This is a genomic window from Streptomyces mirabilis, assembly GCF_018310535.1.
In the GTDB taxonomy this organism is placed as follows: domain Bacteria; phylum Actinomycetota; class Actinomycetes; order Streptomycetales; family Streptomycetaceae; genus Streptomyces.
The window spans coordinates 7,191,854-7,208,595 of record NZ_CP074102.1; the positions used below are offsets into that span (position 1 = coordinate 7,191,854).

The following is a 16,742-nucleotide window of genomic DNA, read 5'->3' on the forward strand; positions in this document are numbered from 1 at the left end:
TGCCCGGTTTAACGACCGGGCATCGGAACGCCACTGACGAGGAGAGAACGGCGCTATGCCGAAGAACAAGTCGCACAGCGGTGCCAGCAAGCGCTTCAAGGTCACCGGCTCCGGCAAGGTGCTCCGTGAGCGCGCCGGCAAGCGCCACCTGCTCGAGCACAAGTCGTCGCGCCTGACGCGCCGCCTCACCGGCAACGCCGAGATGGCCCCGGGCGACGCCAAGAAGATCAAGAAGCTTCTCGGCAAGTGACGTCGGGCGCGCACCGCGCGCCTGATCTCTGACCGGGACCCAATCGATTTCGGGCCGTGTGAAGACAACCACGGCCCCGCTACAAGGAGTTAAAAAGTGGCACGCGTCAAGCGGGCAGTCAACGCCCACAAGAAGCGCCGGGCGATCCTCGAGGCGGCCTCCGGCTACCGCGGTCAGCGTTCGCGCCTGTACCGCAAGGCCAAGGAGCAGGTCACCCACTCGCTGGTCTACAACTACAACGACCGCAAGAAGCGCAAGGGCGACTTCCGGCAGCTGTGGATCCAGCGCATCAACGCCGCTGCCCGGGCCAACGGCATCACGTACAACCGCTTCATCCAGGGTCTGAAGGCCGCGAACATCGAGGTCGACCGCAAGATCCTGGCCGAGCTGGCCGTGAACGACGCCGGTGCGTTCGCCGCGCTCGTCGAGGTCGCGCAGAAGGCGCTGCCGTCGGACGTCAACGCGCCGAAGGCCGCGTGACGCTCGCGCTCGCCTGAGCCGTACGTCGCTGTGGACCCGCTTGCCTCACGGCTTGCGGGTCCCGGTGCGTTTGGGCTCCGCCGGCCGATCGAGGGACGCCGCGCGTCGGCGACGTCGGTTCGGCACCGCCGGATTCCGCCCTCGCGGCTGAGCGCCGCTTGGCGGGAGAAGCACCTACGGCGCCGTACGGCACGTCGGCCGTGGGGGAATCCCCGGCGGCATCGAATCCCATGCGTTACGTGACATGTCTGGTGCCCCCGCCGGGGAGCCGAAGCCCGCTTGCGGTGCCGGAGGTATCCGGCCGGGGACACGCAGCCGGTCGGCCCCGGGCCCGGCGGCGGGGCTTCGTCCCGGTCGGCGCGGTGTGTCGGCCTGCGGCGAGGATATCCAGTCGCTCGGCTCCGGGCCTGGCGGCGGGGCTTGGTCCGGCGGCGTGGTGTGGCGGGGCGTCGGTCTCCGTCGAAGTCCAGCCGGACCGAGAGCCCGGCCCCGGCTCGTCGAAGCTCGCCGGACCGGGCGTCCGGCACCGCCAGGACCGCGCTCACCGGACGTCGGCCGGTGACGGCAGAGGGCTCGCCGGCCCCGTCCCCGAAGCCCCGGCCCCGGCCGCGGTCGGCATGGACACACAGACCCCGCTCTCGTCGTCCTCCCCGAGGGGACCCGGCCCCGCCCCACCCCAAGCCGACCCTCCGCAACCCCCTGAGGTGACCTCATGCCCGCCGCCCCCGAGCTGATCTCCCCGCGCTCGCCGCGCGTAGCCGCCGCGCGGCGACTCGCCCGGCGGAACTTCCGGGGCAAGGAGCGGCTGTTCCTCGCCGAGGGCCCGCAGGCCGTGCGCGAGGCGACGGCGCACCGCGTCGACGGGGCGGCCACGCTCGTCGAGCTGTTCGCGACCGTCGAGGCCGCGGAGCGCTACGCCGACATCGTCGGGGATGCCCGGACCGTCGGAGCGCGGGTGCACCTCGCCGACGAGGAGGTGATCGCCGACATCTCGACCACCGTCACTCCGCAGGGCCTCGTCGGGATCTGCCGGTTCCTCGACACCCCGTTCGAGGAGATCCTCACGGCCCGGCCCAGGCTCGTCGCCGTACTCGCGCACGTCCGCGACCCGGGGAACGCCGGCACGGTGCTGCGGTGCGCCGACGCCGCCGGCGCCGAGGCCGTCGTACTCACCGACGCGTCCGTCGACCTGTACAACCCCAAGGCCGTACGGGCCTCGGTCGGTTCCCTCTTTCACCTGCCGGTGGCCGTCGGGGTGCCCGTGGAGGCAGCCGTACGGGGCCTCAAGGACGCCGGCGTACGGATCCTCGCCGCCGACGGCGCGGGCGAGGACGACCTCGACGACGAGCTCGACAAGGGGACCATGGGCGGCCCCACCGCCTGGGTGTTCGGCAACGAGGCCTGGGGGCTCCCGGAGGAGACGCGCGCGCTGGCGGATGCCGCCGTGCGCGTGCCGATCCACGGAAAGGCCGAGAGTCTGAACCTCGCGACGGCCGCCGCCGTATGTCTCTACGCGTCCGCCCGTGCACAGCGCGCCTCCGGAGGGTGCCGCTCCGTCACCGACAGCTAGTAGGGTGACGGGCTCGGGGGCCCACTGCGCCAGACGAGAGGTGGGATACGGGGATGGGTGTCGGTACGAGCGGTGCGAAGAGCGCACTGCGCGCACGGGACGTGCGCGACACACCCGCGCCCCCGCGCGCCGGTCTCGGGTCGGAACCGGGGGGCGAACTCGGTATCGACCCCGACGACCTGCCCGACGGACTCGTCATCGCCGACGAGAACGGCCGGGTCATCTGCTTCAACGCCGCCGCCGCCCGCATCACCGCCGTCCCCGCCGCCGCCGCTCTCGGACACCACCTGGAGTCGGCCCTTCCCTTAGAAGACCTCGAAGGCCGTCGCTGGTGGCAACTGACCGACCCGTACGGCGGCCTCGCGATCCGGGTCGGACAGCCCGAGCGGAATCTGCTGCTCCCCGGGGGACGGGAGGTGCTCGTCTCCGCGCGATACGTACGCACCGCGCCCACCGGGCCCGTCCGCCGCGTCGTCGTCTCGCTGCGCGACACCGAGGCCCGCCGCCGCACCGAGCGCAGTCACGCCGAGCTGATCGCCACGGTCGCCCACGAGCTGCGCTCCCCGCTCACCTCGGTCAAGGGCTTCACCGCCACTCTCCTCGCCAAGTGGGAACGCTTCACCGACGACCAGAAGAAACTCATGCTGGAGACCGTCGACGCCGACGCCAACCGGGTCACCCGGCTCATCGCCGAGCTGCTCGACATCTCCCGCATCGACTCCGGCCGACTGGAAGTACGCCGCCAGCCCGTCGACATCGGTGCCGCCGTCGGTCGCCACATCCAGGCGTACGTCACCTCGGGCCAGCCCGCCGACCGTTTCCTGCTGCGCATCGAACAGCCCCTGCCGCCCCTGTGGGCCGACCCGGACAAGATCGACCAGGTGCTGAGCAACCTGCTCGAAAACGCGGTGCGGCACGGCGAGGGAACCGTCACTATTGACGTCACGCCCTCGGCGTCCCCGCGTGAGCGCGAGGACGGCGAGAACGCGGCCACGTCGGTCACCGTGAGCGACGAGGGCACCGGCATCCCGGAGGAGTCCATGAACCGCGTCTTCACCCGCTTCTGGCGGGGCAGCAAGCGCGGCGGCACGGGCCTCGGGCTGTATATCGTCAAGGGCATCGTCGAGGCCCACGGCGGCACCATCACGGTCGGCCGCGCCCCCGGCGGCGGTGCCGAGTTCCGATTTACGTTGCCCGTGGGCACCCCGGCGTACCTGCTGTAACGCCGAAGAGGCCCCACGGGCGCACTCGTACCGGAGCCACCCCTCGGACTGCGCGTCCGAGGTCGGCTCCCACCCCGTTAGACTCGGCCTTTGGCACCTTTGCGTCCCCGTTTCAGGGACCATGCGTCCCCCGAGTCGGGACGGGGACCATCCGCCAGCCAACCGGAAGCACGGGAAGAGATGTCGGCACCGAATAAGTCGTACGACCCTGTAGAGGTCGAGGCCTTGAAACCGGAAGAGATCGAGCGCATGCGGGACGAGGCGCTCGCCGCCTTCGCCGCCGCCGGTGACCTCGACGCGCTCCAGGAGGCCAAGGTCTCCCACACCGGCGGCACCTCGCCGCTGGCCCTCGCCAACCGCGAGATCGGAGCCCTGCCCCCGCACGCCAAGGCCGCGGCGGGCAAGCTCGTCGGTCAGGCGCGAGGCGCGGTGAACAAGGCCCTCGGCGCCCGCCAGGCCGAGCTGGAGGCCGAGCGCGACGCCCGGGTGCTGGTCGAGGAGGCGGTGGACGTCACACTGCCGTACGACCGCGTACCGTCCGGCGCCCGCCACCCGCTGACCACCATGATGGAACGCGTCGCGGACGTCTTCGTGTCCATGGGATACGAGATCGCCGAGGGCCCCGAGGTCGAGGCGGAGTGGTTCAACTTCGACGCCCTGAACTTCACGCCCGACCACCCGGCCCGGCAGATGCAGGACACCTTCTTCGTCGAGGGCCCGAGGGGCGACCACGGCGAGTCCGGTGTCGTGCTGCGCACCCACACCTCGCCCGTGCAGGCCCGCGCCATGCTGGACCGCGAGCCGCCGGTCTACGTCGTCTGCCCCGGCCGGGTGTTCCGCACGGACGAGCTGGACGCCACGCACACCCCGGTCTTCCACCAGATCGAGCTCCTCGCCGTCGACGAGGGCCTGACCATGGCCGACCTCAAGGGCACCCTCGACCACATGGTCCAGTCGCTCTTCGGCGCCGACATGAAGACCCGGCTGCGCCCGAACTACTTCCCCTTCACCGAGCCGTCCGCCGAGATGGACATGCTCTGCTACGTCTGCAAGGGCGAGTCCGTCGGCAACCCCGACCGCCCCTGCCGGACCTGCTCCTCCGAGGGCTGGATCGAGCTCGGCGGCTGCGGCATGGTCAACCCGCGGGTCCTGGTCGCCTGCGGCGTGGACCCGGAGAAGTACAGCGGATTCGCCTTCGGGTTCGGCATCGAGCGGATGCTGATGTTCCGCCACAACGTCGAAGACATGCGAGACATGGTCGAGGGTGACGTCCGGTTCACCCGGCCGTTCGGGATGGAGATCTGATGCGGGTCCCGCTTTCTTGGCTGCGGGAGTACGTCGACCTGCCGGCGACGGAGACCGGCCGCGACGTCCAGGCCAAGCTCATTTCGGCAGGCCTCGAGGTCGAGACCGTCGAGCAGCTCGGCGCCGACCTCAAGGGTCCCCTGGTCGTCGGCCAGGTGCAGTCCATCGAGGAGCTGGAGGGCTTCAAGAAGCCCATCCGCTTCTGCCTCGTCGACGTCGGCACCGCCAACGGCACGGGTGAGCTCCAGGAGATCGTCTGCGGCGCCCGCAACTTCGCCGTCGGCGACAAGGTCGTCGTGGTCCTGCCCGGCGCCGTGCTGCCCGGCAACTTCGCGATCGCCGCACGCGAGACGTACGGCAAGACCTCGCACGGCATGATCTGCTCCGGCGACGAGCTGGGCATGGGCGACGACGGCAGCGGCGGCATCATCGTCCTGCCGCCGGAGGTCGAGGTAGGCACCGACGCGATCGAACTGCTCCAGCTCGTCGACGAGGTCCTCGACATCGCCGTCACGCCCGACCGCGGCTACGCCCTGTCGATGCGTGGCGTGGCCCGCGAGGCCGCCATCGCCTACGGCCTGCCGCTGATGGACCCCGCGCTGCTCGACGTACCGGCCCCGAACGCGTTCGGCTACCCGGTGCAGGTCTCCGACCCGATGGGCTGCGACCGCTTCACCGCGCGGACGGTGACGGGCCTCGACCCCGAGACCCACTCGCCGATCTGGCTGCGCCGCCGGCTCCAGAAGGCGGGCATGCGCCCGATCTCCCTCGCCGTCGACATCACCAACTACGTGATGCTGGAGCTCGGCCAGCCCCTGCACGCGTACGACCGCACCCGCGTCCAGGGCGCGATCGGTGTGCGCCGGGCCGAGCAGGGCGAGAAGCTCACCACCCTCGACGGCGTCACGCGCACGCTGGACGCCGAGGACCTGGTCATCACCGACGACCGCGGCCCCATCGGCCTCGCGGGCGTCATGGGCGGCGCGAACACGGAGATCGACGACACCGAGGGCACCACCACCGAGGTCGTCATCGAGGCCGCGCACTTCGACGCGCTCTCCATCGCCCGCACCGCCCGCCGTCACAAGCTGGCCTCCGAGGCGTCCAAGCGCTTCGAGCGCGGCGTGGACCCGCAGGCCGCCTCAGCCGCCGCCCAGCGCACGGTCGACCTCCTCGTCCTCCTCGCCGGCGGCACCGCCGACGCCGGGGTCACCGAGGTCATCGCGCCCTCCGCGCCGCACAGCATCACCATCCCGGCGAACCACCCGGACAAGGTGGCCGGTGTCGACTACGGTCGTGAGACCGTCGTCCGCCGCCTCCAGCAGGTCGGCTGCGACGTCTACGGGCAGGACGAGCTGATCGTCACCGTGCCGTCCTGGCGGCCCGACCTGACGGACCCGAACGACCTGGCCGAAGAGGTCATCCGGCTCGAGGGCTACGAGAACCTGCCCTCGACCCTGCCGAAGCCCCCCGCGGGCCTGGGCCTGACCGGTCGGCAGCGGCTGCACCGCCGGATCGGCCGCGCGCTGGCCGGCGCCGGATATGTCGAGGCACTGAACTACCCGTTCATCGGCGAGCACGTCTTCGACCAGCTCGGCCTGGCCGCCGACGACCCGAAGCGCAAGGTCGTCAGGCTGGTCAACCCGCTCTCCGACGAGGAGCCCGCGCTCCGTACGACGCTGCTGCCGGGCCTGCTCCACGCCCTGCGCCGCAACGACGGCCGCGGCAGCCACGACCTGGCGCTCTTCGAGACCGGCCTCGTCTTCCAGCCGCAGGACGAACTGCGCGTCGCGGGCCGCCTGCCCGTCGACCGCCGTCCCACCGACGAGGAGATCGCGTCCCTCACGGCCGCGCTCCCCGTCCAGCCCCAGCACGCCGCCGTCGTCCTCGCGGGCGCCCGCGAGCAGGCCGGCTGGTGGGGCAAGGGCCGCCCGGTCGACTGGGCCGACGCGATCGAGGCCGCGCGCTCGCTGGCCCGCGAGGCGGGGACCGAACTCCTCGTCCGTGCCGGGCAGTACGGGCCGTGGCACCCGGGTCGCTGCGCCGAACTGGCCGTCGTCGTCGACGGCCAGGAGAAGGTCATCGGGTACGCCGGTGAGCTGCACCCCGGCGTCCTGAAGACCCTGGGTCTGCCCGCGCGCACCTGTGCGATGGAGCTCGACCTGGACGCGCTGGAGCAGGCGAGCGCGGGCCTCCCCAAGGGCCCGAAGATCTCTACCTTCCCGGTCGCGACCCAGGACGTGGCTCTGGTCGTCGACAAGACCGTCCCGCACGTGGACGTCGAGGCGGCGCTGCGCGAGGGCGCGGGTGAACTCCTGGAGTCCATCCGGCTGTTCGACGTCTACGAGAACAGTGAGCAGCTCGGCGAGGGCAAGAAGTCCCTGGCCTACGCGCTGCGGTTCCGTGCCGACGACCGCACGCTGACCGTCGACGAGGCCTCCGCGGCGCGTGACGTGGCCGTGGCGCTCGCCGCTGAGCGCACGGGGGCGGTGTTGCGGAGCTAGCTCCGTTGGCAGTGCCGGGGAACTGCGGGTTGTCCTTCGGCCGCGCGTATGTCGTGGCTGGGCGCGCAGTTCCCCGCGCCCCCTTGGGGCGCGCTTCCCCTGGCCCACCTGCATAAATGCGGTTGTCCGAAGCGGTGTCACTCATTCGGGTGGCAAGTCGGGGTGATCTGGCCCGATCGGGGCATGCGGTCGACAGAATCGGACCGGCCTCTTGGAGGTCGTCTGCGCTGTCAGGGCCTATTGGGGGGCCAATCGGCATGATCCGTATCAAGGCTGGGGCTCCCCGCAGGGCGACGTCCCGGACGAATTCGCGGGGGCCGGCCCGGGCGGGCCTCCGGGCGCGACACCGGCGGAGCGGTCTGCGGGCCGGGCTCGTCCGGGCGGTGCGCCGGGGCGGACCCCGAGTGCGGCTGGCCCGGACGGTCCACGGCGGCGGGCCGCCGGACGGTCTCGACCGGACGGTGCGCCGGGCCGAGCGGCGGACCCTGCGGCGGGTACTGAGCCTGGGGCTGCCCAGCGCCTGGGGCGCGATCGCCATCACGTACAAAATGACCTGCCCGCTCGCCCAACGGGACGGGCTGGAGGCGCGGATCGTCACCAGCGCCGTCTTCTTCGCCGTCGGCACCGGGCTGATCCTCCACGTCAGACGGGCGTTGCTGCGGGAGCTGCGGCAGATCCGCAAGGTCGCGGGCGCCGCCCAGAGCGTGCTGCTGCGACCGCTGCCTCCGCGCATCGACGGTCTCAACATCGCCGCGGCCCAGCTCTCCGCCGACCACGGCGCGAACATCGGCGGTGACCTGTACGAGGTGATCGCCACCGAGTACGGCGTACGGGTCGTCATGGGCGACGTGCGCGGACACGGCCTCGGCGCCATCGGAACCGTCGCCGCCGTCCTCGGCAGCTTCCGGGAGGCCGTGCACGACGAACCCGAACTCGCCTCTGTGCTGCGGCGGCTGGAACGCGCACTGGCCCGGCATCTGCGCGAGCGGGCGCGCGCCGAACACCCCTCGGCGGGCCCGGAACCCGACAGCCCGGTCGCCGAGGAGTTCGTCACCGTACTGCTCCTGGAGATCCGCCGCGACGGCGAGGTGTACGCCCTCAACTGCGGTCACCCGTCGCCGTACCGGCTCGGCACCGGCCGCGTGGAACCACTCACGGGAGCCGAACCGCTGCCCCCGCTCGGCCCGTTCCCGCTCCCCGCAGAACTGGCGGCCACCCGGTGCGGCCGGCTCCTCCCCGGCGAGGCCCTGTTCCTGCACACCGACGGAGTGGAGGACGCCCGCGACCAGCGAGGCTGCTTCTTCCCGCTGCCCGCCACGCTGAGCAGAGCTGTCCGCGTCCAGCAGTTCTCACCCCAGTCCGTCCTCCGCACCGTCCTCACCGACCTGCTCCGCCACAGCGGTGGCAGGCCGGCGGATGACGTGGCAGTCCTGATCCTCCGGAACGACCGCAGCCGAGTCACTCCGACGCAGCAGGGCCACTCCGTGGCGCAGCAAGTCACGCGAGCGCAAGGTTTTTAGGGGCGCGGGGCTGTGACATTGTGCGGCTCCGCCGCGTGGGCGCGACCAGCCACAACGTACCTGTAGCCGACATGCAACCCGCAGTGACCCCGCTCAGCCGGCGGAGCCGGGCCGCCGCACTGTACGAGGGGGAGCCGGCGGCCCGGCCGGCCTCTTGCGAGGCATTTCAGTCAACAGGTCGGGAACTCTGCGCGACAGCGTGCACACCGTACGGATACGAGCATTCGGTTCACACCCCGTGTGAAGGGGGACCCACAAGCGCAAGGGACGGATTACTCTGACCGCACTGTCGCCACCGAGCCATCCGGGGGCCCGAATGCAGCCCAACACTCTGCTCGACGCGATACTCGACGAGGCCGGCATCTCTCACGCCGGACTCGCCGCGCATGTCAACCAGGCGGGGAGGGCTCGCGGCCTCGCGCTCAGATACGAACACACGGCCGTGGCACGGTGGTTGAAGGGCCAGCGTCCGCGCGGCCAGGTGCCCGACCTGATCTGCGAAGTGCTGGCGGGGCGCCTGCACCGGCCTGTCACCCTCGATGACATCGGTCTCGGTGTGCCCGGCGAGCCGTCCGCCCCGCACGGCACCTCGCTCTCCGGTTTCGTGGAGCGCGCCACCGCCCTGTGGCGCTCGGACGAACAGCAGCGCCCGCACCTCCTCGGCGCCCCGGCCGTCACCGGAACGCCCGCCGTGATGCCCGTGTGGGAGTGGGAGAACCCGCCCGAGGACGTGGACGTCTCACGCGGCGGCCGCCACCACGTGAGCATGGCCGACATCGAGATGCTGCGCGCGGCCCGCGCCCACTACGAGCAGATGTATCGCAAGGCGGGCGGGGTGGCGACCCGCAGCCGGATCGTCGGCTTCCTCAACGCGGAGACCGCGCCCCTGCTGCGCGGCAGTTACCCCGACGCCACCGGCCGCCAACTCCACCGTGCGACGGGCGGCCTGGTCGCCATAGCGGGGATCTGCGCCTACGACTCCGACGCGCACGGGCTCGCCCAGCGCTACTTCCACCAGGCGCTGCGGCTGGCGAAGGCCAGCGGGGACCGGGGTCTTGGGGCGTACGTCATAGCCCTGCTGGTCAACCAGTCGCTGTTCATGCGCGAGCACCGCCAGGCCGTCGCCTTCGCGGAGGCCGCGCTGCGCGCCGCCGGGCGGCACATCACCCCGGCGCTCGCCTCGGACCTCTACGCCATGCAGGCGAAGGCGTACGCACACCTCGGCGACGGCAGCAGCGCGCTGTCCTGCATCCGGCGTGCCGAACAGGCCGCCGAGCGCATCCGGCGCGGCTACGAACCGGACGAGACCGGCTATGTCCAGCCCGGTCTGGTCAACGTACAGGTGGCGGAGGCACTGCTGAGCCTCGGTGACCTGGTGGCCGCCGCGGCGCACGCCGAGGCGGCAGTGGACACTCCGGCGCACGACCGGGGGCGCGTGCACCGTCTTGCGATGCTCAGTCAGATCGAGCTGCGGCAGGGGAATGCCGACAAGGCGGTGGCCACCGCCGTCCAAATGGCCGAGCAGGCCCGGGGAATGGAGTCCCAGCGGCTGCGCGACAGACTGCGCGCGGTACGCGAACACCTGGTGCGCAGCGGCTGTGCGGGCACGGCCGAGGCCGCCGAACTCATCGACGGAGCACTGCGCGTACCGCTGTAGACCACCTAGTCCCGCCGCCGCACCGTGCACTGTGCGCTGCTGTGCGCCTGCTGTCAGGACGCTCCTGCTGCGATATTGCCATCTACTCGGCGGAAGGTGGCAGAACCGTGCAGTGGACGAAACAGAACGAACAAACTGTGTACGCAAACCGCTGGTTCAGCGTCAATCTCGCAGATGTCGAGCTGCCGGACGGTCGGCACCTCGATCACTTCTTGATACGGCTGCGTCCCGTGGCCGTGGCCACGGTGGTGAACGAGGCCAATGAGGTGCTGCTCCTGTGGCGGCACCGCTTCATCACCGACAGCTGGGGCTGGGAACTCGCGGCGGGCGTCGTCGAGGACGGCGAGGACATCGCCGTCGCGGCGGCCCGCGAACTCGAGGAGGAGACCGGCTGGCGACCGGGACCCCTGCGCCATCTGATGAGCGTCGAGCCCTCCAACGGGCTCACCGACGCCCGGCACCATATCTTCTGGGCCGACGAAGGCGCGTACATCGGACACCCTGTGGACGACTTCGAGTCCGACCGTCGGGAATGGGTTCCCCTCAAGCTCGTCCCCGACATGGTCGCCCGCGGCGAGGTCCCGGCCGCCAATATGGCTGCCGCGCTACTCCTCCTGCATCACCTGAGGCTCGGGCAGGACGCGTTGCCCTGATCCATCCCCCCACGGCGTCCTGAACGCTAGTCGGCTAGCGCCCGAGAGCCTGCCAGACCGCCACGGCGAGTGCGCCCACGGCCGTGAGGGCCGCGATCGCGGGCAGTGGCCAGCGGGTGTGTTCCAGGGCGACGACCCGTGCGCTCAGGTCGTCGAGCTCCTTGGCGGTCTGTTCGGCGCGGTGACTGAGCAGGGCATGCCCTCCCTCGACGCGTGCGTAGGCCACGTCGAGGCGACGGCGTAACTCTGCGAGTTCTCCATGGACCACGGGATGCTCCGGGTCGGCGGTCACGGGTCCGCTCCTTTCCGTAGTCGTCACATCCCTTGGATGCGCACGGAAAGTCAACTCGCCTGGTGGACACGTGGGGAGCGTGTGCGAGGGGCATATGCGAGCCCGGCGCGCACACGGCGTGTGAATGGCGCGGGCCCGGCACCGAGAGGGGTGCCGGGCCCGCGTATGCCTGAGTTTCACCGTACGTAATCAAGTGACGGTACGAAAGGGGGCGACCGTACGTGATCAGGCGTAGGTGTAGAAGCCCGAGCCGGACTTCCGGCCGAGCCGGCCCGCGTCCACCATGCGCTGGAGCAGCGGGGGAGCGGCGTACAGCGGCTCCTTGTACTCCTCGTACATCGAATAGGCGACCGAGGCCACCGTGTCCAGGCCGATCAGGTCGGAGAGCTTGAGCGGGCCCATCGGGTGGGCGCAGCCCAGCTCCATGCCGTTGTCGATGTCCTCGCGGCTGGCGATGCCCGACTCGAACATCCGGATCGCGGAGAGCAGATACGGGATCAGCAGCGCGTTGACGACGAACCCGGAGCGGTCCTGGGCGCGGATCGCGTGCTTGCCGAGGGCCTTCTCGGCGAACAGCTGAGCCCGGCCGAGGGTGCCCTCGGAGGTGGTCAGTGCCGGGATCAGCTCGACGAGCTGCTGCACCGGGGCCGGGTTGAAGAAGTGGATGCCGACGACCTGGTCGGGGCGCGAGGTGGCGACCGCGAGCCGGACCAGCGGGATCGAGGAGGTGTTGGAGGCGAGGATCGCGTCCTGCCGGGTCACCACCTGGTCGAGCACCTGGAAGATCTCGGTCTTCACCTGCTCGTTCTCGACGACCGCCTCGATCACCAGATCGCGGTCGGCGAACTCGCCGAGGTCGGTGGTGAAGCTGAGCCGCTCCTGGGTGGCGGTGAGCTCGTCCGCGGAGATCTTTCCGCGCTCGGCTGCCTTGGAGAGGGAGTTGAACAGCCGGGTACGGCCGATCTCCAGAGCCTCACCGGTGGTCTCGGCGACCTTGACGTCGAGACCCGCGCGGGCGCAGACCTCGGCGATGCCCGCTCCCATCTGGCCGCAGCCCACCACTCCGACGCGTTCGATGTCGGTCACATCGTCCCCTTCGCTGATCTACGGCTGTCGCAGGACCCCCGTTGTTCGGTGCCTGCTCCGATCGTGCACGTCCCGTGCACGTTACTCCGAAGTATCGATGATCGATCGCCCGGGTGGGGCATGCTGGTCGAGGAGACGATCCGTGACCGGACGGATCCGGAGTGTGAAGGGGCGGGGTGAAGTGGGGCGGATGGCGAGGACGGCGGGGACGGCGGGGACGGCGGGGATGAGGTGGGGGTCACGGCGGGCGTTCACCGTGGCGGCGATGGCGACGCTGACGGGTCTCGTCACGACGGGGGAGCCGGGTCTCGTCACGGCGGGGGACCCGGCCGGCGTACCCCGTGCCGGAGCAACCCCCGGGCCCGGTCGCCGACGGACGGTCTCCGAGCTGCGGGGCATGTGGCTGTCGACGGTCACCAACCGCGACTGGCCCTCGCGGACCGGCCTGTCCGCCGCCCAGCAGCGCGCCGAACTCCTCGCCCACCTCGACAGGGCGGTCGACCACCGCCTGAACGCCGTGTTCTTCCAGGTCCGCCCCACGGCCGACGCGTTCTGGCCCTCGTCGTACGAGCCGTGGTCGCAGTACCTCACCGGCGTCCAGGGCAGGGACCCCGGCTGGGACCCGCTCGGCACCGCGGTGCGGGAGGCCCACGCGCGTGGCCTCGAACTGCACGCCTGGTTCAACCCGTACCGCATCGCGAACCACACCGACCCCGGCAGACTTGTGGCGACCCACCCGGCCCGCAAGCACGCCGACTGGGTCGTCCCCTATGGCGGCAGGCTCTACTACAACCCCGGGCTGCCCGAGGTCCGCGCCTTCGTCCAGGACGCGATGCTCGACGCGGTGCGGACGTACGCGATCGACGCCGTGCACTGGGACGACTACTTCTACCCGTACCCGGCCGAGGGACAGGTCTTCGACGACGACGCCGCGTACCGGACGCACGGCGCGGGCTTTGCGAACCGGGCCGCCTGGCGGCGCGACAACATCGACAGGCTGGTGCGGGAGACGGCCACCCGCATCCCGCTGATCCGGCCCGGTACCCGCTTCGGGATCAGCCCGTTCGGGGTGTGGCGCAACAGCGCGACCGACCCGCGGGGCTCGGACACCCGGGCCGCCGTGCAGACGTACGACGACCTGTACGCCGACACCAGGAAATGGGTCCGCGAGCAGTGGATCGACTACGTCGTCCCGCAGGTCTACTGGAACCTCGGCTTCGCCGCCGCCGACTACGCGAAGCTCGTGCCCTGGTGGGCGGCGGTCACACAGGGCACGGGCGTGGAGCTGTACATCGGGGAAGCGCTCTACAAGGCCGGTGACCCCGCGCAGCCCGCGGCCTGGCAGGACCCGGCCGAACTCTCCCGGCACCTCACCTTCGCGCGGGACCACACCCAAGTGCGCGGACACGTCTTCTTCTCCGCCAAGGAGGTCGACGTCGACCGCGTCGGAGCGATGGCGCGGGTCGCGACCGACCATTACCAACGGCCGGCGCGACCCGCGCGCTGAATCTGCCGAATGTCTACGGCCGGTTCTTGTGACCGAATGTCTACAGCGGGTCCTTGTGACGGATTTCCGAGTCGGGGCCCGGTGAGCAGATCGCCTCGTGCCCGTCCGTGAAGCGCACGCGGTACGGGGGCGTGCCCTCCGTTCCTATTACTTCGGTGATCTCCGCGACTTTGTCGTGCTGTCCGACAACCCTGCCGTGCTGCACGAGCTTGTCGCCCACGTCTGCATGCATCTGAAGGGTCTCCTCGTCATCTGCGGGAGTAACGGTCCTGGGGCTCAGCCCCGCGCTCGCTGGGTGAGCGCGATGCAGATCAGCACGGCCGCCGCCGTCAGCGGTGCGGCCGGTGTGAGCTGCTCGCCGAGGAGCAGTACCGACCACACCAGTGTGAGCAGCGGCTGCGCCAGCTGCAACTGGCTGGCCTTCGGAATTCCGATCGCCGCCATCCCGCGGTACCAGACGACCAGGCCCAGGAACTGTGATCCGGCGGCCACCCACAGCAGTCCCGCCACACTGTGCGCCGACAGTTGGACCGGCTCGTACGACAAGGCCACCAGCGCGCCCGGCACCGACAGCGGCAGACACAGGACCAGCGCCCAGCCGATGACCTGCCACCCCGGCATGGTCCGGGCGAGCCGGCCGCCCTCGGTGTAGCCCGCGGCACAGATCAGCAGCGCCCCGAAGAGATAGGCGTCCGCGCTGCTCAGCGCCCCACCGCTCTGCTGCACGGTGAACGCGATCACCGCTGCCGCGCCCGCGAGGGCGGCGCTCCAGAACATCCGCGAGGGGCGCGCGCCGGTCCGCAGCGCCGACAGCAGCGCGGTCGTGAGCGGCAGCAGCCCGACGACCACGGCCGCGTGGGCGGTGGTGGACGTCTGCAGCGCGAGCGTCGTCAGCAGGGGGAAGCCGAGCACGACACCGGCGGCCACCACGGCGAGCCCCGCCCAGTGCCGGCGGGCCGGTACGGGCACGCGCAGCGCCAGCAGACAGCCGCCCGCGATGACGGCGGCGAGGACGCTGCGCACGGCCACCAGCGACCAGGGGCCGAAGCCCTCCAGGCCCCAGGCGGTGGCGGGGAAGGTGAGGGAGAAGGCGGTGACGCCGAGGGCGGCCTGAAGGGTGCCGGAACGGCGGTCCGCCGAGGGCTCCGGCTCGGGCGTCCTGGGCGCGCTGACCGCTATCCCGATCTGGTCGATAGCGCTACTCTGTACTGTCATGCAAGAGCGTAGCAGTGTTGGAGATCTGGCGAATCAGCTGCGGCGAGAGCTGAACCGCTACTCGCCCGGTGGAAAGCTGCCATCGAGCCGGGCGCTCGTCGAGCGGTTCCGGGTGAGCCCGGTGACGGTGTCGCGGGCACTGGCTCAGCTCGCCGCCGAGGGGCTGGTGGTGACCCGGCCGGGCGCCGGCGCGTTCCGCGCGCACCCGCGTACGTCCGCCCCGCCCGCAGGGGACACCTCCTGGCAGGAGGTCACGCTGAGCGCGGACGCCGCGGCGGAACTCGTCCCGCGCACGGTGGACGCCTCCGGGGTCCTCGCCTCGCTCGCCGCCCCGCCGCCCGGCGTCGTCGAGTTCAACGGCGGCTATCTGCACCCCTCGCTCCAGCCCGAGCGGGCCATGGGAGCGGCCCTGTCGAGGGCGGGCCGACGTCCCGGCGCCTGGTCGCGGCCGCCGATGGAGGGGCTGACGGAGCTGCGCGAGTGGTTCGCGCGGGGGATCGGCGGTGCGATCACCGCCGCGGAGGTGCTCGTCACGGCGGGCGGCCAGTCCGCGCTGACCACCGCGCTCAAGGCACTCGCCCCGTCGGGGGCCCCGGTCCTGGTCGAGTCGCCCACGTACCCGGGCATGCTGGCGATCGCCCGCGCGGCGGGCCTGCGGCCGGTACCCGTACCGGTCGACGCGGACGGGGTGAAACCGGACCTGCTCGCCGACGCCTTCAGGGCGACCGGCGCCCGGGTGTTCGTCTGTCAGCCGCTGTTCCAGAACCCGACAGGCGCCGTACTCGCCCCCGAGCGGCGCGCCGAGGTGGTGCGGATCGCGCGCGAGGCGGGCGCGTTCGTCATCGAGGACGACTTCGTGCGACGTCTCGTGCATGAGGACGCGGGGCCGCTGCCGCGTCCGCTGGCCGCGGAGGATCCGGACGGGGTCGTCGTCCACGTCTCCTCCCTGACCAAGGCGACCTCGCCGAGCTTCCGGGTCAGTGCGCTGGCCGCGCGCGGTCCGGTCCTCGAACGACTGCGTGCCATCCAGGTCGTGGACACCTTCTTCGTGCCGCGTCCCCTTCAGGAGGCCGCGCTCGAACTGGTCGGCTCGCCCGCCTGGCCCCGTCATCTGCGCGCCGTGTCCGCCGAGTTGAGGAACCGCCGCGACACGATGACGACCGCGCTGCGGCTGACGCTCCCCGAACTCGCGCTGCTCCACATCCCCTCCGGCGGCTACCACCTGTGGCTCCGCCTGCCCGACGGCACCGACGAGTCCGGCCTGGTCTCCGCGGCCCTGCGCGAGGGCGTGGCCGTCACCCCCGGCCGCCCCTACTTCAGCGCGGAGCCCCCTGCGGGGTACCTCCGGCTGAGTTTCGCGGCGGTCGGGGGGACGGGGGAGATCACGGAGGGGGTGCGACGGCTGAGGGCGGCGTGCGACGGGGTGTTGAGGTGACCGGCTCGGGTTGAGCGGGTGCGGGTGCGTTGACACCCAAGAGTG

At 71.4% G+C, this 16,742-nt stretch carries 15 protein-coding genes; 11 read left to right on the forward strand and 4 right to left on the reverse strand.

What is annotated here, in order from left to right:
• Positions 1 to 55: 55 nt before the first annotated feature.
• The 9 genes from rpmI (at position 56) to SMIR_RS31770 (ending at position 11,162) form a co-directional block, all read left to right on the forward strand.
• Entirely contained in the window at positions 56 to 250 is a 195-nt protein-coding gene (gene rpmI, locus SMIR_RS31730; protein ID WP_007829094.1) for a 50S ribosomal protein L35, read from the forward strand.
• Between the two features lie 96 nt (positions 251 to 346).
• Entirely contained in the window at positions 347 to 730 is a 384-nt protein-coding gene (gene rplT / locus SMIR_RS31735) for a 50S ribosomal protein L20 (RefSeq protein WP_054236131.1), read from the forward strand.
• Between the two features lie 712 nt (positions 731 to 1,442).
• The gene (locus SMIR_RS31740; RefSeq protein WP_212727685.1) at positions 1,443 to 2,300 is read left to right on the forward strand and encodes a TrmH family RNA methyltransferase; all 858 of its coding nucleotides are present in this window, start codon (positions 1,443 to 1,445) and stop codon (positions 2,298 to 2,300) included.
• A gap of 53 nt (positions 2,301 to 2,353) precedes the next feature.
• On the forward strand, positions 2,354 to 3,523 hold the full coding sequence (locus SMIR_RS31745) for a sensor histidine kinase (RefSeq protein ID WP_168490127.1): 1,170 nt from the start codon (positions 2,354 to 2,356) through the stop codon (positions 3,521 to 3,523).
• A 180-nt stretch (positions 3,524 to 3,703) separates the two neighbouring features.
• Positions 3,704 to 4,828 (forward strand): phenylalanine--tRNA ligase subunit alpha, encoded by a 1,125-nt coding sequence (pheS, locus tag SMIR_RS31750; RefSeq protein ID WP_168490126.1) that lies wholly within the window; start codon positions 3,704 to 3,706, stop codon positions 4,826 to 4,828.
• Positions 4,828 to 7,332, forward strand: coding sequence for a phenylalanine--tRNA ligase subunit beta (pheT, locus tag SMIR_RS31755; protein ID WP_212727686.1), 2,505 nt, complete (start codon positions 4,828 to 4,830; stop codon positions 7,330 to 7,332). Before pheS ends, pheT begins: the two co-directional genes overlap by 1 nt.
• Before the next feature lie 548 nt (positions 7,333 to 7,880).
• Positions 7,881 to 8,852, forward strand: coding sequence for a PP2C family protein-serine/threonine phosphatase (locus SMIR_RS31760; protein WP_168500924.1), 972 nt, complete (start codon positions 7,881 to 7,883; stop codon positions 8,850 to 8,852).
• 316 nt (positions 8,853 to 9,168) lie between these two features.
• Positions 9,169 to 10,509: an NsdA family TPR-like regulatory protein gene (locus tag SMIR_RS31765; protein WP_099923597.1), complete on the forward strand. Its 1,341-nt coding sequence runs from the start codon at positions 9,169 to 9,171 to the stop codon at positions 10,507 to 10,509.
• Between the two features lie 107 nt (positions 10,510 to 10,616).
• Positions 10,617 to 11,162 (forward strand): NUDIX hydrolase, encoded by a 546-nt coding sequence (locus SMIR_RS31770; protein ID WP_095933127.1) that lies wholly within the window; start codon positions 10,617 to 10,619, stop codon positions 11,160 to 11,162.
• A gap of 34 nt (positions 11,163 to 11,196) precedes the next feature.
• On the opposite strand, the gene SMIR_RS31775 is transcribed toward SMIR_RS31770, so the two are convergent.
• Together SMIR_RS31775 and SMIR_RS31780 are read right to left on the reverse strand one after the other, a co-directional pair.
• Positions 11,197 to 11,454, reverse strand: a complete 258-nt coding sequence (locus SMIR_RS31775; protein WP_054236124.1) for a hypothetical protein — start codon at positions 11,452 to 11,454, stop codon at positions 11,197 to 11,199.
• A gap of 225 nt (positions 11,455 to 11,679) precedes the next feature.
• Positions 11,680 to 12,540, reverse strand: coding sequence for a 3-hydroxybutyryl-CoA dehydrogenase (locus tag SMIR_RS31780; protein ID WP_168490125.1), 861 nt, complete (start codon positions 12,538 to 12,540; stop codon positions 11,680 to 11,682).
• A gap of 226 nt (positions 12,541 to 12,766) precedes the next feature.
• Here SMIR_RS31780 and SMIR_RS31785 point away from each other — a divergent pair, with 226 nt between their 5' ends.
• On the forward strand, positions 12,767 to 14,047 hold the full coding sequence (locus SMIR_RS31785; protein WP_212728439.1) for a glycoside hydrolase family 10-like protein: 1,281 nt from the start codon (positions 12,767 to 12,769) through the stop codon (positions 14,045 to 14,047).
• Positions 14,048 to 14,087: 40 nt separating this feature from the next.
• Here the strand turns inward: SMIR_RS31785 and SMIR_RS31790 are convergent, their stop codons facing one another.
• Positions 14,088 to 14,279 (reverse strand): DUF1918 domain-containing protein, encoded by a 192-nt coding sequence (locus SMIR_RS31790; RefSeq protein ID WP_054230651.1) that lies wholly within the window; start codon positions 14,277 to 14,279, stop codon positions 14,088 to 14,090.
• A 44-nt stretch (positions 14,280 to 14,323) separates the two neighbouring features.
• Entirely contained in the window at positions 14,324 to 15,262 is a 939-nt protein-coding gene (locus SMIR_RS31795) for a DMT family transporter (RefSeq protein ID WP_168490124.1), read from the reverse strand.
• Here SMIR_RS31795 and SMIR_RS31800 point away from each other — a divergent pair.
• Positions 15,261 to 16,697: an aminotransferase-like domain-containing protein gene (locus tag SMIR_RS31800; protein WP_168490123.1), complete on the forward strand. Its 1,437-nt coding sequence runs from the start codon at positions 15,261 to 15,263 to the stop codon at positions 16,695 to 16,697. The two genes, SMIR_RS31795 and SMIR_RS31800, sit on opposite strands and share 2 nt — an antisense overlap.
• Positions 16,698 to 16,742 lie beyond the last annotated feature (45 nt).

Coding starts and splice junctions, on each gene's coding strand:
- rpmI (WP_007829094.1), top strand. CDS start 56: ATGCCGAAGAACAAGTCGCACAGCGGTGCCAGCAAGCGCTTCAAGGTC.
- SMIR_RS31740 (WP_212727685.1), top strand. CDS start 1,443: ATGCCCGCCGCCCCCGAGCTGATCTCCCCGCGCTCGCCGCGCGTAGCC.
- SMIR_RS31745 (WP_168490127.1), top strand. CDS start 2,354: ATGGGTGTCGGTACGAGCGGTGCGAAGAGCGCACTGCGCGCACGGGAC.
- pheS (WP_168490126.1), top strand. CDS start 3,704: ATGTCGGCACCGAATAAGTCGTACGACCCTGTAGAGGTCGAGGCCTTG.
- pheT (WP_212727686.1), top strand. CDS start 4,828: ATGCGGGTCCCGCTTTCTTGGCTGCGGGAGTACGTCGACCTGCCGGCG.
- SMIR_RS31760 (WP_168500924.1), top strand. CDS start 7,881: ATGACCTGCCCGCTCGCCCAACGGGACGGGCTGGAGGCGCGGATCGTC.
- SMIR_RS31765 (WP_099923597.1), top strand. CDS start 9,169: ATGCAGCCCAACACTCTGCTCGACGCGATACTCGACGAGGCCGGCATC.
- SMIR_RS31785 (WP_212728439.1), top strand. CDS start 12,767: ATGAGGTGGGGGTCACGGCGGGCGTTCACCGTGGCGGCGATGGCGACG.
- SMIR_RS31790 (WP_054230651.1), bottom strand. CDS start 14,279: ATGCATGCAGACGTGGGCGACAAGCTCGTGCAGCACGGCAGGGTTGTC.
- SMIR_RS31800 (WP_168490123.1), top strand. CDS start 15,261: ATGCAAGAGCGTAGCAGTGTTGGAGATCTGGCGAATCAGCTGCGGCGA.
- SMIR_RS31795 (WP_168490124.1), bottom strand. CDS start 15,262: ATGACAGTACAGAGTAGCGCTATCGACCAGATCGGGATAGCGGTCAGC.